General features: G+C 68.5%; 20 protein-coding genes. 5 read left to right on the top strand and 15 right to left on the bottom strand.

Features of this window, described 5'->3' with window-relative positions:
- Both VNE60_03210 and VNE60_03205 read right to left on the bottom strand, forming a co-directional pair.
- Positions 1-3,126 (bottom strand): carboxypeptidase-like regulatory domain-containing protein (locus VNE60_03210; GenBank protein HVB30518.1); only part of this gene is annotated, 3,126 nt, incomplete at its 3' end.
- A 151-nt stretch (positions 3,127-3,277) separates the two neighbouring features.
- Positions 3,278-5,194, bottom strand: a complete 1,917-nt coding sequence (locus VNE60_03205; protein ID HVB30517.1) for an ABC transporter ATP-binding protein — start codon at positions 5,192-5,194, stop codon at positions 3,278-3,280.
- A 137-nt stretch (positions 5,195-5,331) separates the two neighbouring features.
- On the opposite strand from VNE60_03205, the gene VNE60_03200 reads away from it, so the two are divergent.
- Complete coding sequence (locus VNE60_03200; protein ID HVB30516.1) at positions 5,332-6,651, top strand: MFS transporter; 1,320 nt, start codon at positions 5,332-5,334, stop codon at positions 6,649-6,651.
- Between the two features lie 25 nt (positions 6,652-6,676).
- Here the strand turns inward: VNE60_03200 and VNE60_03195 are convergent, their stop codons facing one another.
- From VNE60_03195 to VNE60_03185, 3 genes are all read right to left on the bottom strand, one after another.
- On the bottom strand, positions 6,677-7,897 hold the full coding sequence (locus VNE60_03195; GenBank protein ID HVB30515.1) for an ATP-binding protein: 1,221 nt from the start codon (positions 7,895-7,897) through the stop codon (positions 6,677-6,679).
- A gap of 379 nt (positions 7,898-8,276) precedes the next feature.
- Positions 8,277-9,569: an ABC transporter permease gene (locus VNE60_03190; GenBank protein ID HVB30514.1), complete on the bottom strand. Its 1,293-nt coding sequence runs from the start codon at positions 9,567-9,569 to the stop codon at positions 8,277-8,279.
- On the bottom strand, positions 9,562-10,527 hold the full coding sequence (locus VNE60_03185) for an ATP-binding cassette domain-containing protein (protein HVB30513.1): 966 nt from the start codon (positions 10,525-10,527) through the stop codon (positions 9,562-9,564). The genes VNE60_03190 and VNE60_03185 overlap by 8 nt, the downstream gene beginning before the upstream one ends.
- 164 nt (positions 10,528-10,691) lie before the next feature.
- Between VNE60_03185 and VNE60_03180 the strand changes: the two genes are divergently transcribed.
- Complete coding sequence (locus VNE60_03180; GenBank protein HVB30512.1) at positions 10,692-11,507, top strand: ABC transporter permease; 816 nt, start codon at positions 10,692-10,694, stop codon at positions 11,505-11,507.
- Positions 11,504-12,547: an ATP-binding cassette domain-containing protein gene (locus tag VNE60_03175; protein HVB30511.1), complete on the top strand. Its 1,044-nt coding sequence runs from the start codon at positions 11,504-11,506 to the stop codon at positions 12,545-12,547. The genes VNE60_03180 and VNE60_03175 overlap by 4 nt, the downstream gene beginning before the upstream one ends.
- A 15-nt stretch (positions 12,548-12,562) precedes the next feature.
- Here the strand turns inward: VNE60_03175 and VNE60_03170 are convergent, their stop codons facing one another.
- The 9 genes from VNE60_03170 to VNE60_03130 form a co-directional block, all read right to left on the bottom strand.
- A complete protein-coding gene (locus VNE60_03170; protein ID HVB30510.1) occupies positions 12,563-16,531 on the bottom strand; it encodes an AAA family ATPase in 3,969 nt (1,322 codons plus the stop codon).
- 707 nt (positions 16,532-17,238) lie between these two features.
- Positions 17,239-18,444: a SufS family cysteine desulfurase gene (locus VNE60_03165; GenBank protein ID HVB30509.1), complete on the bottom strand. Its 1,206-nt coding sequence runs from the start codon at positions 18,442-18,444 to the stop codon at positions 17,239-17,241.
- Positions 18,445-18,446: 2 nt separating this feature from the next.
- Positions 18,447-18,785 carry a Rieske 2Fe-2S domain-containing protein gene (locus tag VNE60_03160; protein HVB30508.1) on the bottom strand — a complete coding sequence of 113 codons (339 nt, stop codon included), beginning with the start codon at positions 18,783-18,785 and terminating at the stop codon, positions 18,447-18,449.
- Positions 18,782-19,243 carry an SUF system NifU family Fe-S cluster assembly protein gene (locus tag VNE60_03155; GenBank protein ID HVB30507.1) on the bottom strand — a complete coding sequence of 154 codons (462 nt, stop codon included), beginning with the start codon at positions 19,241-19,243 and terminating at the stop codon, positions 18,782-18,784. Before VNE60_03155 ends, VNE60_03160 begins: the two co-directional genes overlap by 4 nt.
- A gap of 5 nt (positions 19,244-19,248) precedes the next feature.
- Positions 19,249-20,562 (bottom strand): Fe-S cluster assembly protein SufD, encoded by a 1,314-nt coding sequence (sufD, locus tag VNE60_03150; GenBank protein ID HVB30506.1) that lies wholly within the window; start codon positions 20,560-20,562, stop codon positions 19,249-19,251.
- Positions 20,559-21,323: a Fe-S cluster assembly ATPase SufC gene (gene sufC, locus VNE60_03145; protein ID HVB30505.1), complete on the bottom strand. Its 765-nt coding sequence runs from the start codon at positions 21,321-21,323 to the stop codon at positions 20,559-20,561. The genes sufD and sufC overlap by 4 nt, the downstream gene beginning before the upstream one ends.
- A gap of 153 nt (positions 21,324-21,476) precedes the next feature.
- The gene (sufB, locus tag VNE60_03140; protein HVB30504.1) at positions 21,477-22,910 is read right to left on the bottom strand and encodes a Fe-S cluster assembly protein SufB; all 1,434 of its coding nucleotides are present in this window, start codon (positions 22,908-22,910) and stop codon (positions 21,477-21,479) included.
- A gap of 217 nt (positions 22,911-23,127) precedes the next feature.
- Positions 23,128-23,628 carry an FHA domain-containing protein gene (locus tag VNE60_03135; GenBank protein ID HVB30503.1) on the bottom strand — a complete coding sequence of 167 codons (501 nt, stop codon included), beginning with the start codon at positions 23,626-23,628 and terminating at the stop codon, positions 23,128-23,130.
- 61 nt (positions 23,629-23,689) lie between these two features.
- Entirely contained in the window at positions 23,690-24,652 is a 963-nt protein-coding gene (locus VNE60_03130) for a xanthine dehydrogenase family protein subunit M (GenBank protein HVB30502.1), read from the bottom strand.
- A gap of 118 nt (positions 24,653-24,770) precedes the next feature.
- On the opposite strand from VNE60_03130, the gene VNE60_03125 reads away from it, so the two are divergent.
- Positions 24,771-25,322, top strand: coding sequence for a thioredoxin family protein (locus VNE60_03125; GenBank protein ID HVB30501.1), 552 nt, complete (start codon positions 24,771-24,773; stop codon positions 25,320-25,322).
- A gap of 58 nt (positions 25,323-25,380) precedes the next feature.
- Here the strand turns inward: VNE60_03125 and VNE60_03120 are convergent, their stop codons facing one another.
- The gene (locus tag VNE60_03120) at positions 25,381-25,566 is read right to left on the bottom strand and encodes a hypothetical protein (protein HVB30500.1); all 186 of its coding nucleotides are present in this window, start codon (positions 25,564-25,566) and stop codon (positions 25,381-25,383) included.
- Positions 25,567-25,712: 146 nt separating this feature from the next.
- Here VNE60_03120 and VNE60_03115 point away from each other — a divergent pair.
- Positions 25,713-26,341: M23 family metallopeptidase (locus tag VNE60_03115; GenBank protein HVB30499.1), on the top strand; the 629-nt coding region annotated here is incomplete at its 3' end.

Here is a 26,341-nt window from a genome sequence, read left to right as displayed (position 1 = left end):
CTGCGCGATGGCCGGATTGCCGAACCGCGGATTCACCTCGTACTTGAATTCCTGCGTCGTCTGATTGAACCCCCGCACGTACAGCAGCGTGGGGTCGATGATCGGCGGCTGCCCCCACCCGCTCAGGTTGTTGCCGCCGTGCACCAGCGCGTCCACGCCGGTGAGCGGATTGGTCAGGCTGAGCCCCACGCTCACCCGCGACGGCAGGTGCACCTTGTCGGAGATGAGCTGGATGCTCACCGAGCCCATCGACGCCGACCAGGGGCCGCGGCAGCTGTTGAGCCCGGCGATGGCGCCCAGCTGATCGGCCAGGCACGCCCGGCTGGCGGCCGGCAGCGCGCTGAGCAGCGCCTGCATGCCGTTGCGCAGGCTGGTGTCGGCGGTGGCCGCGGGGTTGAACACGAACGCGCGGTCGTTGGACGAGCCGTCGCCGTTGACGTCGCCCGATACCATGGGCGTGTACCGGTTGCCCGAACTCACGCGAAGGAACGTGGACACGTTCACGGCGCCCTTGATGGTCACCGACCCGGTGAGGTTGAACTGGTGCGTGGCGCCGCTGCTGCCCCACACCAGAGCCAGCGGATCGCCGGCCGTGGTGCCGCCGAAGCCGCGGCTCAACTGACGCGTGTCGCGGTACACATACGTCAGATTCCAGCCGAACGCCGAGTTGAAGACGCGCGGCGAGATCCCGAACTGCAGCTCCCGCGTGTCCGAGCGCAGGTCCGAAACCGACTCGCTGACGCGCGAGAAGGTGGACGACACGCGGCCGGCGCCGCTGGCGATGGCCCCCGTGGCGGGGACGATGCTCGACGGCGATACGAACACCGGTCGGTCGCCCTCGTCGGCGAGCACGAACTGCGGCACGTCGCTGAAGTTGGCGTCGAGCGAGCCGTGCTGGTCGAGGTTGCGGGAATACGTGAACGTCAGGCTGCCGTTGAACAGCGGCGTGAGCAGGCCGCGAATGCCCAGGTTGCCGCGCCAGCTGCGCTGCGTGCGGTAACTCGGGGAGAACAGCGCCACGTTGGGCACGCTGCTGGAGAACACGCTGCCCAGCGAGCCGTCGGCGCACCGCGTGGGGATGTTCGCCTGGCTCTGCGCGTAGGCCGACCAGTCGGGCGTGGGCACGGCGCTCCCCACGCAGCTGATCTGCTGCGCGGCGCTGGGCAGCCCGGTCTGATCCACGGCGTTGGCGATGAGCGTGGCGGCGGGATCGTTCCGGAATTCACCCACGCCGCCGGTGACCACGTAGGCGGGCGGCTTGTACGCGCCGCGGAACCCCTCGATCTGCGGCATCGAGCCGAACTGCCAGCTGAACCCCAGGCGCGGGCTGATCGTGATGTCGTTGGGCACGGCGTCGTTGCGCAGCCCGTAGATGCTGTCCACGATCGGATTTAATTGCGGCAGGGTGCTGAACCGGCTCCCCTCGGCGCGGAACCCGTACTGCACCTGCAGGCTCGGCGCGGGACGCCACGCGTCGCCCAGCGACACGGCCAGCGTGGCCACGTCCCCCGACCGCTCGGCCGGCACCAGCCGCCGCGTGAACGACGCCGGCTGCCCCGCGGCGAAGTCGGCGAGCGAGTTGTACGTGAATGTCCCGCGTGAATTGGCGTTCTGGTCCTGGATGTACCGGCTCACCTGGAGATCCTCGGTGAGCTTGAGCCGATGCGTGTTGTCGTCGCTGAACCAGGACGTCGCGTTGCCGAACTCCCACTGATAGTTGGTGAGCTGCTGCGGATAGCTGGAGTTGCCCCCGAACTGCAGCGACGACACGCCCGACGTCCCGTTGGGGAAGTTCGACGTCACGAGCACGCGTGCGTCGGGGAGCAGCAGATAGGCGCTGGAATTGGACCAGGTGCCCCCCACCGACAGCTGCGTCTCGTTCAGGAATCCGTAGCCGAAGTATCCGGCGTGGGTGAGTTGCACCGTGGCCGCCTGGCGGGTGCTCTGGCCGCCGTGGGCCGGCACGGCGCTGGTGGACAGCGACGCCGCGCCCGAGCGGTTCCACGAGCCGTTGAACAACACCCCCCACGTATCGGTACCGCTGGGCGCGAAGCTCAACTGCCCGAACAGCGCGCCCTGGTCGTTCAGCCGGTTGGACGGCACGCCGCCCGCGGTGGACGGGATGCCGGCCGACTGCATGTCGCCCAGCAGCTGATTCACGGAATCCTGCGAGATGCCCACGCCTTCGAGCGCCGACGCGTCGGTGTTGAGCAGTGTCTGGAGATCGCTCGACCGCCGCCCGAACTGGAACGAGGTGTTGTAGAACAGCTTGTTCCAGATGAGCGGGCCGCTGGCCGATCCGCTGGCGATGGCGTTGGTGTACTGCTGGCCCAGCGACCGCGTGGTGGGGCTGGCCCACTGCATGTCGGGGTTCACGAACGTCACGTGCAGATTGCGATTGACGAAGTTGGAGCCGCTGAACGTGCGGGCCGAGATCTGCCCGCCGCTGAATCCGCCGCGCGAGGGATCGAAGGTGGTGGTGGACAGCCGCGCCGACACCTGCACGTCGCGGGGCAGGGTGCCGCCGAAGGTGAGCCCGTTGAGCGTCACGCTGTTCTCGTCGGCGCCCAGCCCGAGCACCGAGAAGCCCATCGTGCCGTCGGCGTTGGTGATGGCCGTGACGCCCGGCAGGTAGGCGGCCATCGCCGACAGGTCGCCGAGCGCGTCCAGCGGAATGCCCGTCTGGTTCATGGTCTGTTCCACGCCGCCGATGTCCGGGCGATACTGATCGCCGGCCAGCGGACGGGCGCGGTTGGCGGTCACGCGCACGGCGTCGAGCTGCGTGGCCGCGGGCTGCATCTTGGCGTTGGCCAGGATCACGGCGTCGTCGTCGTTCTCCTTGACCACCTCGAAGTTGGTCGGGATCATGCCGATGGCGAGGTAGCTCATCATGTAATCGCCGCCGCCGCCCGAGAACAGGATCGTGAACCGCCCGTCGTTGTTGGTCTTGGCCGAGCGCGTGGTCTCGTCGCTCATCGACTGCGCGGTCACGTTCACGTTGGCCAGCGGCTTGCCGTCGGGTCCCGTCACGCGGCCGCGGATGATGTCCACCGAGCCGCCCTGGGCGGCGGCGGTGGAGAATGCCGCCGAGAGGACGAGCAGAGCGATACAGAGTGCAGATCTCATCGGGGGGAATCCGGTAGCGGTTCACGAACGGTGCGCGCATGCACCGTGCGCTCGTGATACCGTTACGCAGATTCTCCGGCGCGCGTTGGGCGAAAATGGATGGAAATTGCGCCGTTAACGAATCGCCGTCCCGCGCGTCAAACCACTGCGGTCAGCCGTTTGTTCGGGGCCCACCCTTCAATGTGTCGCGCGGGGACGGCGCCACGGGCAGGAAGTCCTCGCCCGGGTTGATGTACTGATCCGTCTCGATGCCGTGCTGGCGGTCGTGCAGCGAGCGGTAGCGCCCGTTCAGCGTCATCAGCTCGGCGTGGCTTCCGCGCTCCACGATCCGGCCCCCTTCGAGCACCAGGATCTGGTCGGCGCTCTCGATGGTCGACAGCCGGTGCGCGATCACGAACGTCGTGCGGCCGCGGCGCAGCGAGTGCAGGCCGTCGCGGATCAGTGCCTCGCTCTCGCTGTCCAGGCTCGACGTGGCCTCGTCGAGTATGAGAATACGCGGATCGGCGAGAATGGCGCGCGCGATCGCCACCCGCTGCCGCTGCCCGCCCGACAGCTTCACGCCGCGCTCGCCGACGATCGTGTCGTACCGGTGCTCGAACCGGTCCACGAACTCGTCCACGTGCGCGATGCGGCCCACGCGCCGGATGTCGTCGTCGGTGGCGCCGGGCTTGGCGAACGCGATGTTGTCGCGGATCGTGCCGTCGAACAGGAAGTTGTCCTGCATCACCACGCCCAACTGCGCGCGGTAGTCGTGCAGCCGCAGCCCTTCCAGGTCGCGGCCGTCGATGAGGATGCGGCCCTGCTGCGGATGGTAGAACGCCTGCACGAGGCCGATCAGCGTGCTCTTGCCCGAGCCGCTCGACCCCACCAGCGCCGTCGTCGATCCGGCCTTGGCCGTGAACGTCACATCGCGCAGCACGGGCACGCCGGGGTCGTACTCGAACGACACGTGGTCGAAGGCCACCTCGCCCACCACGTCGTGCATCGGCGCACGCGAGGCGTCGTCGGCGTCCTCGGTGGGCATGTTCATGATCTCGCGAATGCGGTCCAACCCCGCGAACGCCTCCGAGATCTGCGTGCCGATGGACGCGATCTGCACCAGCGGCGCCGCCACCAACCCCACCAGGAACACGTACATGAACAGGTCGCCCAGCGTCATCCGCCCGTTCAGCACGTCGCGCCCGGCGATCACCATCACCAGCAGGCCGATCACGCCGCTGATCACCGTCGTGCCCGACCCCACCGCCGACGTGCCGGTGATGGTCTGCGCGATGTTCCGCAGCAGCCGGTGCGCCCCCTGCGCGAACAGCTTCCGCTCGCGCCGCTCGGCCACGTACACCTTCACCAGGCGCACGCCGCCCACCGACTCGGCCAATCGCCCCGTGACCTCGGCGTTGATCGCCCCGCGCTCGCGGAACAGCGGGCGCAACTTGCGGAACGCGTAGGCCATCATGCCGCCGAACGCCAGCAGCACGACCAGCGTGACCGCGGTCAGCTTCCAGTTCAGGTAGAACAGCACCGTCACCGCGATCGTGGCCGTCATCAATCCGCCCAGCAACTGGATGATGCCGGTGCCCACCACGTTACGCACCCCCTCGGCGTCGGTCATCACCCGCGAGATCACGATGCCGGTCTTGGTGGAGTCGAAGTACGACACCGGCAGCCCCAGCACGTGCCCCTGCACCCGCTTGCGCATGTTGGTGATGGCCCGTTGGCCGGCCACGCTCACCACCTGCGCCAGTCCGAACGACGTGATCGCCTGCACGAGCGTGGCGCCGGCCACGGCCAGCGCCAGCGGCAGGAGCAGGTCGGGGCGGTGTTTGCCGATTACCGTGTCGATGAGATACTTGGAGCTGCCGGGAAGCACGAAGCCGGCCAGCCGGCTCACCACCATCAGCGACAGGCCGATGACCAGCGAGCGGCGGTGCTCGCCGATCAGTTCGCGCGCCTCGTGCCAGGCGCGCTTGGGATCGAGCGGCCGCTTGGCCGATGGGGTGCCGGCCGCCGCGGTCGCGACGCGACGGCTGCCGCGCTCGCCGCGGGCGCCGGGAAGACGGGGGAAAGTCACCCTGCAAGATAGCGGCCGGGCGAAGCCGGGGGCGCGCCGGCCCTGTTTGCCCATGCCCGACGGGCGGTCCTTGGAGCGCCCGCCCCACCGATCTAGCTTGAGCCAGTCCGGTCGCCATCCATAGCCCGTCCTCATCGATGCCCCACCCGGAAACCGCCGCGCCGCCCGCCCCTCACTCGTCCCGCTATGCGTGGTACGTGGTGGGCGTGCTCACGCTGGCCAATGTGGCCGGGTTCGTGGACCGGATGATCCTCAGCTTGCTGGTCGTGCCCATCCGGCGCGACCTCGGTATCTCCGACACCCAGATGAGCCTGCTCATGGGGCTCGCCTTCTCGGTGTTCTATACGGTGCTGGGCCTGCCCATCGGCTGGCTGGCCGACCGCGGCAACCGCAAGGCGATCATGGGGTGGGGGGTGGCGCTCTGGAGCGTCATGACCGCGGCCTGCGGACTGGCCGGCGGCTTCGGACGCCTGCTCCTCACGCGCGTCGGCGTGGGCGTGGGCGAGGCCACCCTCAGCCCCACGGCCACGTCGTTCCTGGCCGACTACTTCCCGCCCGAGCGCCTGGGCTCCGCCTTGAGTGTTTACTCCATGGGGATCTTCGTGGGCTCGGGGCTCGCCTACGTGATCGGCGGCGCGGTGGTGGGGTTCCTGGATGCGCAGGGCAGCGTGCTCGTGCCGCTGGTGGGCGCCGTGCGCCCCTGGCAGACCGCGTTCTTCGTGGTCGGCGTGCCGGGCGTGCTCATCGCGCTGCTCTTTCTCACCGTGCGCGAGCCGGCGCGCAAGCCGGGGTCACACGGCGCCGGCATCGGCCAACTATTTGCCTACCTGAAGCGCAACCTGCGCAGCTTCACCTGCAACAGCCTCGGCTTCTCGCTGTCGGCCATGGTCAACTTCGGCATCGCCGCCTGGCTGGCCACGTTCATGATCCGCCGCTATGGATGGACGGCGGGGCGCGCCGGCGCCGTGCAGGGCATCCTCACCATGACCGTGGGCGTGATCGGCGTGCTCGCCGGCGGACGGATGGCCGACTGGTACGCCCGCCGCGGCCGCACCGACGGACCGTTGCGCGTGGGGGTGGTGGGCGCCGTGGGGATGCTCATCTCGGCCACGGCCTATCCGTTCATGCCGTCGGCGTGGATGGCCGTGGCGTGGCTGGTGCCGGTGAACTTCTTCGCCGCCTTCCCCTGGGGCGCCGCCAACGCGGCCGCCGCCGAGATCGTGCCGGCGTCGATGCGCGCCCAGGGCGCGGCGCTGTACTTCTTCGTGCTCAGCCTGGTGTCGTCCACGCTCGGGCCCACCGTGGTGGCGGCCATCACCGACTACGTGTTCCACGCCGACTCGGCCGTGGGATGGTCGCTGGCCATCACCAACGTGGTGGGGATGACCGGGGCTATTGTACTTCTGCTATACGGCATGCCGGCGTACCGCGCCACGATCGCGGCGCGGGGGGAGTGATGCGGGAGGCCGCGCGTGCCGGCGACTATGGACTGGTTGTAGGGAGCGCGGTGATCGGACGCTGGAGGCCGAGATCCGGAAGGGCGTGTCGGATCACCCATCCGCGCATGTACGGGCTGTCGAAGGTGTATCCCACGGCCACCGGGCTCTCCCTCGGTTCACGCACCAGCAGCTCGCGCTCGATCAACGGCCTGACCGCGCTCATCACGGATCCGCTGGGCCCCAGGCCAAACGCCACCGTCGTCTCGCCGGTCGTCAGGCCGGCCGACGCGCCGGCTACCGCCCGCAATACCTGTTGTTGCGCCGGGCTCGTCTCGTCCCATTGGTGCCGCAGGCCGTCGGACAGCAGCGTCACGAGGACGGCGAACGCCTCGTCCACCGAGGCCACGGTGGCGGCCCGCGACGCGGCCTGGCGTTGGTATACCTCGCGGGCCAGCAGCATGACGTCGAGCGTGCACGGACCGGCGAGCGCGACGCACCGCGCGCCGACCCCGGGTTGCGGCGCCACGCGGAACTTCGACAGCCGGGAGTCGATCCACACCGCGAGAAACGCCGGATCGATAGGTCCCACGTCGAGCGGCGGATCGAGCATCTTGAAGAAGGCGCCGTCCCGTCCGACCAGCGCGTCGAGCAATCGGCGTCGCGACCCAGCGCAGACGTAACTCACGGCGTCGTGACGCTGGATGACGCCGCGCAACGTCCAGGCGGCGGACTGCCCGCCCGCGGTGGTCAGCTCCTGGAACTCGTCCAGGATGATGCCGAGGGGGCGTCGTCGCGCTCTCGCGGTCGTGTTGATCGCGTCGAGCACCACGTCCAACGCCTGCGGAGCGTGCGCGGGTGATTGGAATCTCTCCGGCACGAGGCCCAATTGCGGCCGCCCGTCGTCGCCGAACGAGACCGTGATCGCCTGCGCGGCGCGGCGGGCGATGTCGAGGAGCACCTCGTGCCACTGCCGCCCCAGGGCGGTGTTGGCGGCGATGAGCAGTCGGGTGGCGGCTTCGGGGAGCGTCTGCGCCGTGGAGAGATCGGCGTACAGCACCGGGGTGCCGCGGTGCATGGCGCGCGCCTGCGCCACTTCGAGAATGGAGGTCTTGCCCATGCGGCGACGCCCGCGGACCAGCAGTTTGGCGCCCGGTTCCTCCAGCACGCCGACCACGCGGCGCACCTCATCGGCCCGGTCGGCGAATCGCGAACCGGTGACGCGTCCGTGGACGTGGAAGGGCGGGAGGGGCGCGGGGCGTGCCATGGGGCGAGATCACAGAATATAGGAAAACGGCTAGTAGCACAATAGCTACTAGCCAAAGTACTGCAAGAAAGGAGATGGGAATGGCCGCCACCGCAGTGTCTCCCGCGCGTTCCCCCCCCATCCCATCACCGGTTTTCTGGCCCCGCCGTCCGCAAACGCCGGCGCGCGGAATTGTATGACTCGTACCGCGCGGTAGCGCGCGATCCCGAGTTCGGCGCCGAGCTCGCGGACACGATGTCCGCGTTTGACCCGGCGGTCGGTGACGGATTGGCCGATTCTCCTCAGTGAGGCCGGGGCCCGTGGTCACGGAAGTCCCGCTCACGAAACTCGAAGGCATACCCCGGAAGCCGTATCCGTAACCCACACGCCCCGCGAGGCGTCACGCCATCCGGATCCACTTCACCAGTTCGCCCAGCGACGGGCGCTTGCCGTACATCAGCAGCCCCACGCGATAGATGCGCGCCGACACCCAGATGGCTGCCAGGCTCGCCACCGCCACGCCGGCCAGCGTCGCCGTCAGCTCCATCCACGAGATGGACACCAGCGACATCCGCATGGGCATGATGATCGGCGCCGAGAAGGGGAGCCACGACATCACCTTGGCCAGAGTGCTCGCCGGGTTGGCCAGCACCGGCCCCATGAAGATCACCGACCCGATGAGCAGCAGCATCACCGGCATCTGCGCCTGCTGCACGTCCTCCTGGTTGCTCACCATCGCGCCCACGGCCGCGAACAGCGACGAATAGAACATGAAGCCGAGGATGAAGAACAGGAGCAGCGCGATCCCCACGCTGAGCGGCACGCTGGGCATCTTCACGCTCATCGCCGCGGCGGCCGGGATGCCGAACCGCGCGAAGATCTGCCCCCGGAACGTGTAGATGGCCACGCCGCCGGCGATCCACACGAACACCTGCGTGAGCGCCACCAGCCCCACGCCCAGGATCTTGCCCGCCAGCAGCGCTTCGGGCTTGACGCTCGAGATCACCACTTCGGCCACGCGGGTGGTCTTCTCCTCCATGACGCCGCGCAGCATGTTCTGCCCGTAGATGGCGATCATGAAGTACAGGATGAACGCGATCAGATAACCGAACACGACGCTCGACATGCCGCCGCCGGCCTCGATGCCCTTGTCGCTGATCTTGTCCGTTTTCATGTCGAGCTTCACGGCGGTGAGCGTGGCCACGCGGCCGGGATCGATGCCCTCCTTCTCCAGCCGCATGTCGAGCAGGTTCTGCCGCACCATCGACGTGAGCGTGCCCACGTCGGCCATCGACGTGGCATTCCGCCCCGCGTAGCGCACCTGCGTGCCGGCCAGCGTCTTCGCGTCGAGCACGAGGTAGCCCTGCGCCTGGTGATGGATCACGGCCTGCGTGGCGCTGTCCTCGGCGGCTGCCAACTGCTCGGTGGCCACGGCTTCCACCCGCGGCGGCGGGCTCGCCGGCGCGGTCTCGGCCAGCGCCCGGGCCACGCGCGAGCCGAGGTCGGTGCCGGTGGCATCGAGCACGATCACGTTGGCCAGCGTCGGGGACGACCGTGTGCGCGCCGCCAGCACCGTGGGCAGCACGGTGATCACACCCATGAACACCGGGCCGAGGACCGTGGCGACGATGAACCATTTGGAGCGCACGCGCTCCAGGTATTCGCGTTTGAAGACGACGAGAGTCTTACCCATGGCCGCTCATCCCCGGCTCGACGTGTTCCGCGCCGACCCGATCGAGGAAGATCTGGTGGAGTGAAGGTTGGATCAGCTCGAACTGGCTGATCCGGGCGCCGCTGGCCACCACGCGCTGCAGCAGCTCCTGCGCGTCGGCGCCCGGCGCCATCTCGATCTCGAAGTACTGATTCTGATCGTCGTACTTGGACACCAGCGTCCGGTCGGCCAGCGCCGCCATCACGGCGTCGCGCGGCCCGCCGTCCAGCGCCAGCGCCACGTTGCGCACGCCGTGCTCCGCCTTGACGTCGGCCACGCGGCCGTCCAGCACCTTCTCGCCGCGCGCGATGATGCACACCGAATCGCAGATGCGCTCGGCGTTGTCCATCATGTGCGTGCTGAAGATCACCGTCTTGCCGCGCTGTTTGAGTTCGATCACCGTGTCCTTGAGCGCCTGGGCGTTGATCGGATCGAGCCCGCTGAACGGTTCGTCCAGGATCACGAGGTCGGGGTCGTGCAGCAGCGTGCCGATGAACTGCGCCTTCTGCTGCATGCCGCGCGAGAGCTCGTCCACCTTGGCCAGTCCCCAGTCCTTTTCCGGGGTGCGGAGCTGCAGCCGCTCCAGCCATTCATCGATGCGCCGGTCGGCCGTGCGCGCGTCCACGCCCTTGAGCTCGGCCAGGAACCGCAGCACGCGCCGCACCTGCATCTTCTTGTACAGGCCGCGCTCCTCGGGCAGGTAGCCCACGCGGTCCAGCACCTTGGTGCCGCGCACCGGTTGCCCGAAGATGCTGATCGAGCCCTCGTCGGGCTCGAGGATGTCGAGAATCATGCGGATCGAGGTCGTCTTGCCGGCGCCGTTGGGGCCGAGCAGGCCGTACACCGTTCCGCGCGGCACCTGCAGCGAGAAGTCGCGCACGGCGACCGTCTCGTCATACCGCTTCACGACATGTCGGATGTCGATCGCGAGGTCGGACATTATGGAAGGGAAGAGGGGAAGACTGCTCCATTATAGCGCGATGGGCCGGACCGCGGCCATACTTATCGGTATGTCGCATTCACGGAGTCTCGCCCGACTCACGGTCGTTGCCGTCGCCGTGACGGGCCTGGTGGGCACCGGCGCATCCCCCGAGGTGACGGCGCATGTCAGACCCTGAGGGCGGGCGTTCCTGGCAGCGGGGCGTCACCGTGGTCACGGCCGCGCTCGCGTCGCTGCTCCTGCTCTTTCTCGTGTTGCCGCTGGCCGGGATCGTGGGCGGGTGGGGGGTGGCGGGCCTGCGCGCCCTGGCCAGCGACGGCGAATTGCGCGCGTCGCTCTGGCTCACCCTCGTGTGCGCCACGCTCGCCACGCTCCTCGGCGCGGCGGGCGGCGTGCCGCTGGCATATGTATTGTCGCGCAAGCGCTTCCGGGGGCGCGGGCTGGTGGCGGCGCTGCTCGATCTGCCGCTCGTGGTGCCGCATCCCGTGGCCGGCATCGCGCTGTTGCTGTTGCTCGGGCGGGATGGGCCGCTGGGCAAGGCCATGCTCGCCGCCGGGCTCGAGATCACGGGATCGCGCACCGGGATCGTGTGCGCCATGCTGTTCGTGTCGGCGCCGCTGCTGGTGAGCGCGGCGCGCGAGGCGTTCGACCGGGTGGACCCGCGGCTCGAGGCCGTGGCGCGCACGTTGGGCGACACGCCCTGGCGCGCCGTGCGGCGCGTGACCGTGCCCCTGGCGGGGCGCGGGCTCGTGGCGGCCGGCGTGGTGATGTGGGCGCGCGCGATCAGCGAATTCGGCGCCATCGTGGTGCTCACGTACAATCCCAAGGTGGCGAGCGTGCTCAGCTACGAGCGGTTCACCGCGTACGGATTGAAGAGCGCGCTGCCCGTGGCGGCCGTGCTCGTGCTGCTGGCGCTGGTGCCGATCACCGTGTTGCGCACCGTGCATGCGCCCCAGGGGCTGCCGGAGCGCCGCGGATGATCCGGCTGGAGCATGTGACCGCGGCCGTGGGCCAGTTCACCCTGCGCGACGTGTCGTTCTCGCTCGACGCCGGCGCCTACGGCGTGGTGATCGGGCCGGCCGGCGCCGGCAAGACCACGCTGCTCGAGGCCATCGCCGGCATCGTGCCCGTGGCGGCGGGCGCCGTGTCGCTCCGCGGCGCCGACGTCACGCGGCTGGCGCCCGAGCGGCGGCGCGTCGGCATCGTATATCAGCACGCGTATCTCTTTCCGCATCTCTCGGTGGCGGACAACGTGTCGTACGGCACCGATGACGCCGGATCGGCGCGCGAGATGGCGGAGCGTTTCGGCCTCGACGCGCTTATGAGGCGTGACGTGCGGGCGCTGAGCGGCGGCGAGCGGCAGCTCGTGGCGCTGGCGCGCGCCCTCGCCACTCGGCCCGACATCCTGCTGCTCGACGAGCCGTTCGCGTCGCTCGATCCGCGCACGCGGATCACGGCGCGACGTCAGGTGCGCGCCCTGCACGCCGAGCGCGGGATGACCGTGCTGCACGTGACGCACGACTTTGCCGAGGCCGGGCGGCTGGGGCATCAGGTGGTGCTGCTGGAGGGGGGGCGCGTGCTGCAGGTGGGTGGGCCCGACGACGTGTTCCGGCGGCCGGCGTCGGCCGCGGTGGCCGAGTTCATCGGCGCCGAGAACCTGCTGGCCGGCCGAGTGCGGAGCGTGAACGGGGGTGGCGCTGGGGAACGCGTGGTCGAGTTCACGAGCGGCGGGCTCGTGCTGCACGCCGTCAGCGAGATGCCCGACGGCGAGGCCCACGCCGTGATCCGCGCCGACGAGATCGCGCTGTCGCCCGAGCGGCGCGAGTCGTCGGTGCGCAATCAGCTACTGGCGCGCGTGGTGGAGGTGGCGCCGAGCGGCGTGCTCACGCGGGTGACGCTGGACGCGACCGGGGTGGAGCTGGTGGCGGTGATCACCACCGGCTCGGCGGAGGATCTGGGGCTGGTGCCGGGTCGCGCCGTGGTGGCCTCGCTCAAGGCCACGGCCGTGCACCTGTGTTGAGGGGAGCCGATCCGATCACCGTCCTCGGTGACGCGGCTTGACCTGAGCGGTATCGAACGCTAGCCAATCCACACCCGGGCGGATTCCGGTCCAGATGTCCACCGGGCCGGTGAGGACGCGGGTGTGGTAGGAGTTGCCGTCCAGTACGGCAAGGTATCGGGCATCCGATCGTACCCCCACACCAGTGATGGTGATGGGGCGCCCGTCAATCGCGACGCCGCATCGGCCATCGGGAAAGATCTGGACGCGGACGCGGAACCAACGTCCGTCGTTGACGTTGTTCCACGGCGTGGTTGCGAGATCTACGGCGGCTCCCGGGATCGACAGTGCGTGCATCCCCCGGACGCCCTCTGCGCCGGGATATGCGGCAGAGCACCGTCCAGCCGGTGTGCCCGTATCGAACGGGGGGTATCCGTCTCGATGATTCCAGCGGGCCAGCGCCGCCGAGTCCGGCAGGGGCACCAAGTTGACGCCCTCTGTCTGCCATTGCAGCATGGTGATGGTGAGCGAGAGCGTGGCCTCAAACCCCAGGCCGTCGATCGCCGAGTACGTACGCCCGGAATACGCGCCGTTCGTGAAGTTGCCGTCGCCATGATTCCAGAATGCCGGCCGCCCCGACGAATCGCGCACGATCATCGGCGGCGGATCGCCGTATGGGACGAAGTCGGGTTCGATGCCGCGCGACCAATCGTCGTGCAACACGATCGAGTCGTGGGGCGGTACCACGCGCACCGCGAGCGTGTCGGTGCGCCAGCCGCCGGCTGAGATCACGAGGTTGGCCGTGCCCGGGGTCAGCGGAATGAGTTTGCCGCCGGCCTCCGATCGCACCACGGCGGTATTCAATGACGTGATGCGTACGTTCGGGATCATGATGCGGCGACCGTCCGCGGTCTTGCCGAGTGTTGTGAGCTGAAATGCGGCCCCCATCGGGATGCCGTGGGGCGGCACCGACGCGACCAGACCGGTGACGAATCGCGCCGGGCGCGCGGACTGCCAGACGAGCCATACGGGTCGTGTGTCGAGCGCGCTCATGACCAGTGGCCGCGAGAGTTCGGGATGGTCTACCGGAAAGATCGTGGGCTGAGGCCGGGCGGCTCCGATGTCGCGGCACTGGCAATACATCCATCGTCCGTCGGGGCTGAGACTGTAGTTCGCCCCTCCCGTCTGCTGCACGCGGCGCATGGATCCGTCTCGCACGTCGAGCATGTCGAGCGTGACGAGTGAGTCCCGCCGGTCGCTGACCAGCAACCGATTGTCATCGATCCAGCCGACGGGGGTGGGCAGCCCACCCACATTGAAGCATCGCGTTCCCGACCCGTCGGGGGATATGGTGCATATCGAGTCCGGCGCTTCGGAATAGCTGAGGTGTACGAATGCGATGCGGACGCCGCTCGGGCCCCACTTGGGAGTGCCGTCCGATCCGTTTCCCACGGTCAGCTGCCGGATGCCATGCGTGGCCAGGTCCATGATCGCCAGGTGCGCGTGGCTGAGCGTGTCGAACCGGCCGGTGGCGAACACGATCTGCGAACCGTCGGGGGCGAGATCGGCCGCTTGATCGTCGCCGGGCGCCCAGGTCAGGCGCTGGCGCTTGCCTGTCATGCCTTCGAGCACGAGGTCGTTGCCGCCCGAATCCGGGAATGTGGCATACGAGATCCACGACTTATCGTCCTGCGTCACCGTGTACTCGTTGAGCGTGGATGGCAGGGTGAGGTGGACCGGCCTGCCTTCCTTCGGAACGATCAGGAGGTCGCCCCCCGTCCAGCGGTCGCGCCGGATGCCGACGCCATAGACGGTGGTGTCGCTGTTCGAGTCCACGGACACGGCCAGGAACTGCTCGTCGGGCGCTGCCTCGGGCGGCCGCGCCCACTGCCACGTGGCGGCGGCGCTCGCCATGGCCACGAAGGCGATCACCGCCGCGGTGCGCCAGCGGGAGGGCGCATAGCGGAATTGGAATGGGAGCCGCCGCACCAACTCCCGAACCTGTTGCTCGTCCTCGCTGTCGATGAACTCGGCGGCGAGTGCCTGGGCGGCGCGATGGTCGCCCAGCCGGCGCAGGCGGCGTACCCACGTCGCGAATGCGTGCGTCGTGGCTGTCCGGTCGCCGGCCCGCAGAAAGTGCATGCCGGCGCGCCGGAGTGCATGGTCGCCGGAGTCGCCGTGCAGCCACGCTCGGCCCACGGCCAACTCCGCCGCGCGGCGCATCGGCGCGTCGAGTCCGCTCAGGGCGAGCTCGCCGATCTGATCGTGGACGGGTTCCCACCCATCGCCCACGTGGTTCACCATGCCGTGCATCTCGAGGCTGTACAGAATGGCCGCGACGTCGGGCAGTGGACGTTGCACCACGTCGCCCACGAAGCCGGCGGGAACCGGAACGCCGGCGAGGGCGACCGCATTCAACACCGATCGTTCGGCCGGGTCGAGCGCCTCGATGCGACGGCGCAGCGCGCCGCCGGCGTTGAGTGACTGAAGGAGGGCGGGTGTATTGGCGATCTTCCAGGCACCGGCATCGAGGGCGAGCAGCTTCTCGTCCATGAGAAACTGCAGCGTCTCGATGACCAGCAGGGGGACGCCATTGCTCGCATCCCGAAGCAGCAGTGGAATGCGCTGCGCGATGTCGGAATCCGGAAGGGATCCGACGCTCGCCAGGAGGGCACCCGTATCGGCGGCCGTCAACGGCGAGAGCCGGATGACCGTCGCATCGCGTGGCGCGGGGCCCGTTCCGCCGTTGGACGGACGCGCCGCAGCGATGAGCAGCACCCGTTCCCGTTCGAGCAGTTCGGTCACGCCGGAGAATGCCCGAGCCGATTCGCGGTCGGCCCAGTGCAGGTCGTCCACGACCAGGGCTATCGGCGCCTCGTCGGCCGCCGCGGCGAGAAGTTCGTGCACCGCGATGGTCCGGTGTCTCAGCGCTTCGGGCCCCGCCGAGCGATCGGGCTCGGCGTTGAACGATCCGGAGAGCGTCGGGTTGAGCGCCACGAGGGCGGCGGCCGATGCAGGCGACACCGCCGCAGCGCCGGGCAGGGTGGCGAGCGCGCCGGCCAGTTTGCTCAGGAACGCGTACGCGATCTCGCGTTCACCGGGGTTCGCGCGCACCCATACCACACGGGCCCTGGTGGCCCGCAACCGTGCCACCACGTCCGTGACGAGTCGGGTCTTGCCGATGCCCGCCGCACCGACGATCGAGACCTTGCGAGCGATGCCGGACTTGGCCTCATCCCAGGCCGCGAGCAACGTGGAGAATTCCGCCTCGCGTCCAACGAGCTCGGCCACGATCGCCGCCGGCGTGGTGCCGGCGGCTGTTGGTTCCGAGGAGAGTTGGCGCGCCGTGCGGAGCATGGACCGCGTGGCCGGCTCCGGCTGTCGGTCTTCCTCGGCGAGCATCTTCTGAAGAGCGTCCGCTTCGAGCGAGGCGCCGAGCGCATCGTTGGCGGACACCAGGCTCTCGATCAGAAGGCGCCATGCGTTCTCACTCAACGGATTGACGTCCCTGGCCCGACGGGCGAGCGTCACTGCCTCGCGGTAGCGCGCCGTGGACAGGCAGTGGCGGATCACGTGCTCGGTGGACCGCGTGAACGTGTCGCGCAGGCGCTGCCGCTCCAGATCCGCCCAGTGTTCGAACTGGAGGCCCCCGGGCGCGGCGAAATCGGGGAGGAAGTCGCCGTGGTAGAGCGAGACCGCGACGTCGAACTCGTGCCGTTCCACCGCGCGCAGAAAGTCGGATCGGTCGGAGGGAATCGGATCCGCCAGGGTGACCGTGTCGCCGGCGGCCTTGATCAGCGCGCGGCCCGTCTTCTGCTTCACGTACCAGAGCGTCTGGCGGAAGGCGTGGCGCGCGGCCTCAGGCTCGAGGTCTGCCCAGAGCAGATCGATGAGAAAGTCGCGCGTCGCCGATCCGCCGGCGACGGATGCGAGGTACACGATCAGCGCCAGCGGCTTGCTGGGGCCGAACACGACCACGCGCCGGCCGGCGGGCGTGGCGGACATGAGCGCGGCAGCCCCCAGCGTTTCGAGCGTGTGGGTGTCGGCTTGATTGTCCCGGCGTTCGTCTGAGTCCGTCATCTGACGTTGGTCTGACATGAGGATGGTGGATTGTCGTTCACATAACGACTCCGCCCCTCCGGTCACCGAACGTTCAGGCCCGCTGTATCAGTTCGCAACTATATAGTGGTGTGTGGATGCCGGGTCGGCAAGGCGCGCGAGCGCGGCCGGGGGGGAGGGGGTGGGCTGCCCACATCAACGTCAAGAAGTCTGATCTCACGGTGCGCGCCCGAATGCCGGTGGTGGCGTCACGGCGGGCGCGGCATTTACGCGGGGCGGTCAGCCGACCAGCATCTTCGCCTTCCTCAGGCCGTCGCCCGGCGCCTCAGTATCCCACACGTTGATGTACGCGTGCCATCCCGCCGCTCTACCACACCCTGAATGACGCCTGTCGTGTCGGAAGGGCATTCTGGAGGGATGTGTGTGTGTGCCGCACCGAGTCGTAATCAGAAGGGGCAAGTGCCACAATCAGCACGTTGACCGCGACGCGACACCGGAACTGCTCGCGTGGAAGTTGTAACGCGGTGCGCTGCGTTCTTGATCCACAGCCAGTTCGCAGCGGCACCAGCCGGCGGCCAGGTCAGTCTAGCGAATCGCTCAACGCCAGAATGCACGCATTGGCGCAACTCAACGCGCCGCGAGGAGACGGGTCGTCACCCGAATAGTGTCCTGGCCTTTTCCACCCCCGCCCCCAACGCCTCCACATCCCCCGCCTCGTTATACACATACACGCTCGCCCTGGCCGTCGCCGGCACCTTCAACCGCCTCATCAACGGCTGCGCGCAATGATGCCCGGCCCTTACACACACCCCATCCTGATCCAGGATGGTGGCCAGATCATGCGGATGCACCCCCTCGAGCGTGAAGCTCACCACGCCGCTGCGATCGGCCACTGACGCCGGCCCGTAGATCTTCACGCCGGGAATCTCCCCGAGCAGCTTCTGCGCCAATTCGAGCAGCTCAACCTCGTGCGCCCGAACGGCCGGCATCCCGATCCCGTCCAGATACTCGCACGCCGCCGCCAACCCCACGGCGCCGGCCACGTTGGGCGTGCCGGCCTCGAACTTGTGGGGCAGCACGTTCCACGTGCTCCGCTCGTCGTACACGAACTCGATCATGTCGCCGCCCATCTGGTAGGGCGGCATGGCCTCGAGAATCGCCCTGCGCCCCACCAGGCACCCGATGCCCATGGGTCCGCACATCTTGTGCCCGCTGAAAGCATAGAAGTCCACGTCGAGCGCATCCACGTTCAACGCCAGATGCGGCGCCGCCTGCGCCCCGTCGCACACCACCAGCGCCCCCACCGAGCGCGCGATGGCCGCGATCTCCTTAACCGGATTGATGGTCCCGAGCGCGTTGGACACATGGCTGAACGCCACCACACGGGTCTTCGAGCCCACGAGCGCCCGCAACTGCGCCAGGTCGATGCGCCCGTCGTCGGTGAGCTCGCAGATCCGCAACGCCGCGCCCTTCTCCAGCGCCAGCTGCTGCCAGGGCACGAAGTTGGCGTGATGCTCCATCCCGGTGATCACGATCTCATCACCCGATGTCACATTCGCCCGCCCCCACGCGCTGGCCACGAGATTCAGCGACTCGGTGGTGCCGCGGGTGAATATTAGCGTATCAGTATCACGGACGCCGACAAAGGCCGCCACGCGCCGGCGCGCCCGGTCGTACCGCTCGGTGCTCCGCGCCGACAGATCGTACGCCCCACGGTGCGGATTGGCATAATCGGTCTCGTAGTACTCGCGCATGGCATCGAGCACCACCGATGGCTTCTGCGCGGTGGCCGCCGAGTCCAGATAGTGGAGCCCGGGGTTCCTTGCGAGCAGCGGAAAGTCCGCGCGACGCGACGCCATGCTCACCGCGCCACCTCCGCGCCCCGCTTGGGCCCCACGAGAATCTTCCCGTTCTCCACGCGCACCTCGTACGTCTGCACGGCGTCCACGGCGGGCCCCTTGCACGCCGCGCCGCTCAGGCAATCGAACCGCGCGCCGTGCCACACGCACTCCACGGTCCCATCCCTATGGATCACTCCGTCGGACAGCGGAAACTCGGCGTGGCTGCAACAATCCACCAGCGCCGACACCCGACCGTTCACATTCGCCAGGCAGATGGCTTCGCCGGCGGCGTTGGTCACGGCCAGCAGCGAGCCCTCGGGCAGGTCGGCCAGGTCGGCCAGCGGCTGGAACTCGCTCACGACGCCGAGCCGGCCACCACGGCCTCGGCGTTGTTCGCGTCGAGCGCCGCCTCCAACGCGTGCCAGGCCATGCTCGCGCACTTCACCCGCATGGGAAACCGCGACACACCGGAGAGCGCGGCCAGCGACCCCAGCGACTCGCGCTCCTTATCCACGTCCAGCTTGCCGGTGAGCAGATCGTTCATGTGCCGGGCGATGGCCACCGCCTCGGCCGCGGTCTTGCCCTTCACGGCGGCGGTCATCAGCGACGCCGACGCCTTGGAGATGGCGCACCCCAACCCCTGGAAACTCACGTCGGCCACGCGATCGCCCTCGAGCTTCACCCACAGCGTGAGCTGGTCGCCGCACAGGGGATTGTTGGCATCGATCCGGCGATTGGCATCCGCCATGACGCGAAAGTTCCGCGGCTTGCGGTTGTGCTCCAGGATGATCTCCTGATACAGCGAATCGAGGCTCATGAGCCCTACACCACCCCGGTGAACCTGGCCATCGTCATCGCCTCCAACCCTTCGCGCACGGCGTCGTTCTCGATGGTCTCCAGCACGTCGGCCGCGAACGCGTACGTGAGCAGCTTGCGCGACTCCTCGGCGCCGATGCCGCGGCTCTTCATATAGAAGAGCGACACCTCGTCCAGCCGCCCCACGGTAGCGCCGTGGGTGCACTTCACGTCGTCGGCGAAGATCTCCAGCTGCGGCTTGGTGTCGATCTGCGCCCTCTCCGACAACAGTAGCGTGTTGTTGGTCTGCTTGCCGTCGGTCTTCTGGGCAATGGGATCCACGTACACCTTGCCGTTGAACACCCCGTGCGACGCGCCGTCCAGCACGCCCTTGTACAGCTGGCGGCTGAAACAGTTGGGCTGCGCGTGCTCGATGCGCGTCTGATGGTCGCCGTGCTGCGCGCCGTCCAGCATGTACAATCCGTTGAGCGTGACGCCGCCGCCGGCGCCGCCCAGCACGGTGCCGATGTTCGTGCGCGAGAGCACCGCGCCCACGGCCAGCGAGAACGACACATAGTGGCTGTCGCGCGCCTGCACGGTCTCGATCGCTCCCACGTGGTACGCCTGCGGCCCTTCGCGCTGCAGCTTGTAATGGCTGAGCGTGGCGCCGTCCTCCACCACCACCTCGGTCACGGCATCGGTGAAATACGGCACGTCGGCCAACCCCACGTAGCTCTCGATCACGGTGGCCCGCGAATGCCGTTCGGCCACGATCAGATTGCGCGGATACGACACCCCGTTGGCCGCGTGGCGGTCGGTGGCGAATAGCATATGGATTGGCTGCTCCACCACCACGTCCGGGTCCACGTGGATCACCACGCCGTCGTGGAGGAACGCGGTGTTGAGCGCCGTGAAGGTCTGCGTGTCGGCGCGGGCCACGGTGCCGATGCGCCGCGTGAGTTCGGGCGCCTCGGTCCAGGCCCGGGCCAGCGGGATCACCCGCACGCCCTGCGGCAGATGCTCCAGATGCGACAGCTCGGGTGCGAACCGCCCATTGACGAACACCGCCAGGTGCCAGGCGTCGGGCGCCACGAACAGATACGGTTCGAGATCGGTGCGCCGCACATCGCCGCTGGGCGTGGTGAGCGGCGAGAAGCTCCGCTCCGCGATCGGCGCCACGCTGGTGAAGTGCCAGTCCTCGTTCTTGGTGGTGGGGAACCCCATCTGCGTGAACCGGTCGAGCGCCGAGCTGCGCAGCGCGCGCACCCACTCCGGCGCCTCGCCCCCCCCGTTGGCCGAGAACTTACGAAACTGCTCCACGTACTCGGCGGCCTGCGTCACGCGCCCACTCCGGCGGGCGATCCGCCCGTGATCCAGTCGTAGCCCCTGGCCTCGAGCTCCAACGCCAGCTCCTTGCCGCCCGACTTCACGATGCGGCCGTTGGCCAGCACGTGCACGAAGTCGGGCACGATGTAGTTGAGCAGCCGCTGATAGTGCGTGACCACGATCGTCGCGTTGTCGGGACGCTTGAGCTTGTTCACCCCGTCGGCCACGATGCGCAGCGCGTCGATGTCCAGCCCCGAGTCGGTCTCGTCGAGAATCGCCAGCTTGGGCTCGAGCACCGCCATCTGCAGGATCTCGTTGCGCTTCTTCTCGCCGCCCGAGAAGCCGGCGTTCACCGACCGGTTGAGCATGGACGGATCCATCTCCACCAGCTTGAGCTTCTCATCCATCAGGCCGGCGAACTCGAGCGGATCCATCTCCTCCAATCCCCGCGCCTTGCGCACCTCGTTGTACGCGGCGCGGAAGAAGTAGGCGTTGGACACGCCCGGAATCTCCACCGGATACTGGAAGGCGAGGAAGATGCCCTGCTGCGCCCGCTCCTCGGGCGGCATCTCGAGCAGGTCCCGGCCGTCGTACGTGACCGTGCCCGCGGTGACCTCGTACGCCGGGTTGCCGGCCAGCACCTGCGCCAGTGTGCTCTTGCCGGAGCCGTTGGGGCCCATGACGGCGTGCACTTCGCCGGCGCGAACGGTGAGATCGATGCCCTTGAGGATTTCCTTGCCGTCGACCGCCGCATGGAGGGCGTGAATATCAAGCATGGTGGGTCTGTACCCGGTTCTGATGTCTAGTGGCTGAAGACTTTCAACTCGGAACGGCTTGTAGGACGGTAGGACAGTAGGGGGGTAGGACGGGAACGGCGTGACGCAGTCATCAGTCCTACTCCCCTACGCCCCTGCCGTCCTACACTCCCATTACCCGACGCTTCCTTCCAACGTGATCCCCAATAGCTGTTGCGCTTCCAATGCGAACTCCATCGGAAGTTCCTTGAACACTTCCTTGCAGAAGCCGCTCACGATCATGCTCACCGCCTGCTCGGCGCTGAGCCCGCGCTGCTTGAGATAGAAGATCTGATCCTCGCCGATCTTGGACGTGCTCGCTTCGTGCTCCACCTGCGCCGTGTTGTTCTTGACCTCGATGTACGGGAACGTGTGCGCCCCGCACTGGTTGCCCACGAGCATCGAGTCGCACTGCGTGTAGTTGCGCGCTCCGGTGGCCTTGGGGCCCACGAACACCCGCCCACGGTACGAGTTGTTCCCGTGACCGGCGCTGATTCCCTTGGACACGATGTTGCTGCGCGTGTTCTTGCCCAGGTGCAGCATCTTGGTCCCGGTGTCGGCCTGCTGGTAGTTGTTCACCACGGCCACCGAGTAGAACTCGCCCACCGAATTGTCGCCCTGCAGGATCACGCTCGGATACTTCCACGTGATGGCCGAGCCGGTCTCCACCTGCGTCCACGAGATCTTGGCATTCTCGAATGCCTTGCCGCGCTTGGTGACGAAGTTGTAGATGCCGCCCTTGCCTTCCTTGTCGCCGGCGTACCAGTTCTGCACCGTGGAGTACTTGATGGTCGCGCCCTTGAGCGCCACCAGCTCCACCACCGCCGCGTGCAGCTGGTTGGTGCTCCGCTTGGGCGCCGTGCACCCCTCGAGGTAGCTCACGTACGCCCCCTCGTCGGCCACGATCAGCGTGCGCTCGAATTGGCCCGTGTCGGCGGCATTGATCCGGAAGTACGTGGACAACTCGATGGGGCAGCGCACGCCCTTGGGCACGTACACGAACGAGCCGTCGGAGAACACCGCCGAATTGAGCGCCGCGAAGAAGTTGTCGCTGTACGGCACCACCGAGCCCAGATACTTCTCCACCAGGTCGGGATGCTTCTGCACGGCCTCGCCCAGCGAGCAGAAGATCACCCCGTGCTCGGCAAGCTGCGCCTGCATCGTCGTGCCCACCGACACCGAGTCGAAGATCGCGTCCACGGCCACGCCCGCCAGCAGCTTCTGCTCGAACAGCGGAATGCCCAGCTTCTCGTACGTCCGGAGCAGCTCGGGATCCACCTCGTCCAGCGACTGCTTGGGCTTCACCGACCTGGGCGCCGAGTAGTAGCTCGACCCCTGGTAGTCGATCGGGTCGTAGTGCACGTTCGGCCAGTGCGGCTCCTGCATCGTCTGCCACCGCCGGAACGCCTTGAGCCGCCAGTTCAGCATGAACTCCGGCTCCAGCTTCTTTCCGGAAATCAGACGCACCACGTCCTCGCTCAGTCCGGGCGGGATCGTGTCCGCCTCGACGTTGGTGACGAAGCCGTACTGATATTCCTTGCTGACCAGCGAATCGATGGACGAACTCATGCTCACTCCAGTGCCGACACGGTGCGCAAGCCCTTGTGTCGAAATGCCTTGAGTCGTCCCACGCCCCTCGGCGCGGCCGGCGGCTCGCAACTGTGAAACATACGCAATGCGCGCGCAGTTCCAATGCTGACAACATTACTCGGTTATCGCCGGCGATCAAAGCGGTCGCCCAAGAACATCATATTTGTGTCGGATCCGGGCGCCCTCCGGGCGCCCGCTAGAACAGGCGCATCACCAGCCCGATGATCAGGGCGACCGCAAGCGCGCCCAGCCCCACCGCCATCGTCACCACCCGCCAGTGCGCCCGCCGCGGCCGGGTGAGCTGGTGCCGCAGCTCCCTGAGCTGCCGCAGGCGGCCCGTGGTCATGATCTCGCGGACCTCCGTCCTCCGCTCTGCGAAGTCGGCGTCCAGCGCCGGCAGCTCGGGGGCCGGCAACACGTCGGCGTCCGGCGCCGAGCGCGTGAACCGCAGCCGCGTGTACGCGATCTCGATCACGTCCCCCTCGGCCAGGGCGCGCGGCCCCGCCGTGACCAGCCCGTTCACCAGGGTCTCGCCATGGCCGATGGGGTGCAACACGTAGCTGTCCCCGCTGCGCTGCACCTCGGCGTGCGACCGCGACGCCGCGGGATCGCGAATGAGGATGGGGTTGGACGCGTCGCGGCCGATGCCCGTGCATATGCGGGACAACGGATAGGCCACGCCCCAGCGGAGGTCCACCAGGTGGGCAGGGGACTCGGGCAAGGAAGGCGAAGCGGGGGGCATCCGGAGGTTCCTGCGGTCAGCCCGAGAGTTCCCGCATCGCCTGGCGGAGCAGCGACGCCGCCAGCTCCACCTTGTAGCCGTTCTTCGACAGCGGCCGGGCGTCGTACAGCGCGCGTTCGGCCAGCGACGCGATCGAATCGTCGTCCAGCCCGCCGGAGGCCACGTCCTCCTCGACCGACGGATTCACCCGCCAGGGCGCCGGCGCCACGCCGCCCAGCACCATCCGCACGTCGCCCGACGCGTACCGGGCCCACGCGATGCTCGCCAGCGCGAAGTCCCACGCCTCGCGCTGCATCAGTTTATGGTAGCCCTGCGTGCCGCCCGCCGAGTGGTCGGGGAGCACGATGGCGCTCACGAACTCGCCGGGCTCCAGCACCGTCTCGCGGTCGGGGTGCTCGTGCGGCTTTACATAGAAGCCGGCCATCGGCACCCACCGCACCGCCCCCTGGCGCGTGATCTCCACCGTGGCCTCGAGCGCCGTGAGCGCCACGGCCGGATCGGACGGGTGCACCGCGTGGCAGGGTCCGCCATCCACGATCGCGAGGTACTGATTCTCGCCGTCCACGGCGGGACAGGCATCGCCGCCGCTCTTGTAGCAGGAGATGCCGCGCCGGAAGTACCAGCAGCGGGGGCGCTGACACAGGTTGCCGCCCATCGTGCCCATGTGGCGCAGCGTGGGCGTGCCCACGGCCTCGCAGGCCTGCGCCAGCGCCGGCCACCGCTCGCGCACGGCCGGGTGGTGCGCCACGTCGTGCACGCGGGCCGCGCCGCCGATGCGCAGCGTGCCGTCGGGCTGCGGTGCGATGACGTCTGCCCCCGCGGCAGCGCGGAGATCCACCAGCGCGGTCGGCGCGGCCAGGCCTTCGCCCATGGCCACCAGGAGGTCCGTGCCGCCGCCCATCGGCGCGGCACGGTCTCGCGCGAGCTCGCGCGCGGCATCGTCCACCGACGCGGGGCGATGATACGTGAACGGAGTCACCGTGGGGCGAGTGGCAGGGAAGGGACGCGAACGGGACGCGTGGTACACCCGGCTGGTGGGGCTGATTAGATACAAGATGGCGGGCCGCTGCCCGCCCCAGCAAGTCACTGAGGTAGCAATGCACACCAACACGAATTTCGAGCTGGACGCCGACCGCTGGCAGGCGGCGCCCACCTTTGCCGAATGGCTCCCCACGGCGCAGAAGAACGCCGATCTCTGGCAGGCGGTCTACAAGCTGGCGCAGGTGCCCGACGAATTCGTCGCCCGGGCCGCCCGGGCCGGCGGCCCGTGGCACCTGCTGGTGCTCAGCGAGGACTGGTGCGGCGACGCGGTGAACAGCGTGCCCGTGGTGCAGCGGCTGGTGGAGCGCGTGCCCACGCTGGACCTGCGCATCATGGGCCGCGACGCCAACCCCGACGTGATGGACGCCCATCTCACGGGCAAGTCCAAGTCCATTCCCGTGGTCATCCTGCTCGACGCCGGATTCCAGGAACTGGGCTGGTGGGGACCGCGCCCCGCGGAGCTGCAGGCCTGGGTGCTGGGCCCCGGGCACGCCCTGCCCACGGACGATCGGTACCGCGAGATCCGCCGCTGGTATGCCCGCGACCACGGTCGCTCCGTGCTCGACGAGGTGGTGTCGATGGTGGAACGCGGCGCGGCCGGCGCATGAAAAAAAGCGGCGGGCTCGAGGCCCGCCGCTGGTGCATTCCAGAACGCCGCCCGAGAGGTCAGTTGATCTGTTCGGTGTTCGTTTCGCCCCGCGCACGCATGGTCAGGTCGTTGGGCGACTTGTACGTGGTCTTGTGGATGTAGGTCGCGGTGGCGATGAATGCCGCGGCCAGCAGGATGGTGAGGAAAGCGGCTCCCCATCCCTGATTGGTGTTGGCGTCGATGTGGCGGTCGATATGAGCCATGAACTCCTCGTCTGCACGGTCTGGATGACGGCACCAAGATAACGCCGAATTCCGCGGGACGCGACCGGCACAAAGATCCGTGTGCGACCGGCCGCCGGAAGGGGGCGCCCGTTGCCGCCGGCGGGCCCGGCGCGTCGTTCTACGCCATGAAGCCACTGCCGCCGCGAGCTTCCGCCGTCCTGCTCTTTGCCCTGGCCGCGTCCGGGTGCGTGCAGAGCCTGGCGCCATCGGTCGTCACCACGTCTTTGGCCCCCGAGCCGGCCCCATCGGCCCCATCGGCCCCACCGCCCGCATCGGCCCCGGCGCGGCTGGCCCTGGCCACCGCCGGCATGGCCAACGCCGCCCTGGCCTCGCACGACCTGGAAATCCCGGTGGCCGGCGCGTCGCCCTACAGTCTTGAAGACTCGTTCGACTCGCCGCGCGAGGGAGGCCGGGAGCACCATGCCATAGACATCCTGGCGCCGCGCGGCACGCCGGTGCTGGCCGCCGACGACGGACGGGTGCTGCGGCTGTCCAGCAACACGCTGGGCGGGATCACGGTGTACACGATCGATCGCACGGGGGAGTTCGTGTACTACTACGCCCACCTCGAGGGGTACCGCGACGGGCTGCACGCCGGCGACATCGTGTCCAGGGGCGACACGCTGGGCTACGTGGGCACCACGGGCGACGCGCCCGCGAATGTGCCGCACCTGCACTTCCAGATTCTGCAGATGCCGCCCAACGGCCGGTATTGGGAGGGCGATCCCATCGATCCCTTCCCGTTACTTTCCGA

This window comes from Gemmatimonadaceae bacterium, assembly GCA_035533755.1.
Classification (GTDB): Bacteria; Gemmatimonadota; Gemmatimonadetes; order Gemmatimonadales; family Gemmatimonadaceae; genus JAGWRI01.
The sequence above is the reverse complement of the archived record's forward strand: the minus strand, read 5'-3'. Positions and strand labels throughout refer to the sequence as shown.

Coding starts and splice junctions, on each gene's coding strand:
- VNE60_03180 (HVB30512.1), top strand. CDS start 10,692: ATGTCAGACCCTGAGGGCGGGCGTTCCTGGCAGCGGGGCGTCACCGTG.
- VNE60_03195 (HVB30515.1), bottom strand. CDS start 7,897: ATGGCACGCCCCGCGCCCCTCCCGCCCTTCCACGTCCACGGACGCGTC.
- sufB (HVB30504.1), bottom strand. CDS start 22,910: ATGAGTTCGTCCATCGATTCGCTGGTCAGCAAGGAATATCAGTACGGC.
- VNE60_03120 (HVB30500.1), bottom strand. CDS start 25,566: ATGGCTCATATCGACCGCCACATCGACGCCAACACCAATCAGGGATGG.
- VNE60_03185 (HVB30513.1), bottom strand. CDS start 10,527: ATGTCCGACCTCGCGATCGACATCCGACATGTCGTGAAGCGGTATGAC.
- VNE60_03125 (HVB30501.1), top strand. CDS start 24,771: ATGCACACCAACACGAATTTCGAGCTGGACGCCGACCGCTGGCAGGCG.
- VNE60_03175 (HVB30511.1), top strand. CDS start 11,504: ATGATCCGGCTGGAGCATGTGACCGCGGCCGTGGGCCAGTTCACCCTG.
- VNE60_03200 (HVB30516.1), top strand. CDS start 5,332: ATGCCCCACCCGGAAACCGCCGCGCCGCCCGCCCCTCACTCGTCCCGC.
- VNE60_03170 (HVB30510.1), bottom strand. CDS start 16,531: ATGTCCGCCACGCCCGCCGGCCGGCGCGTGGTCGTGTTCGGCCCCAGC.
- sufC (HVB30505.1), bottom strand. CDS start 21,323: ATGCTTGATATTCACGCCCTCCATGCGGCGGTCGACGGCAAGGAAATC.
- VNE60_03155 (HVB30507.1), bottom strand. CDS start 19,243: ATGAGCCTCGATTCGCTGTATCAGGAGATCATCCTGGAGCACAACCGC.
- VNE60_03190 (HVB30514.1), bottom strand. CDS start 9,569: ATGGGTAAGACTCTCGTCGTCTTCAAACGCGAATACCTGGAGCGCGTG.
- VNE60_03165 (HVB30509.1), bottom strand. CDS start 18,444: ATGGCGTCGCGTCGCGCGGACTTTCCGCTGCTCGCAAGGAACCCCGGG.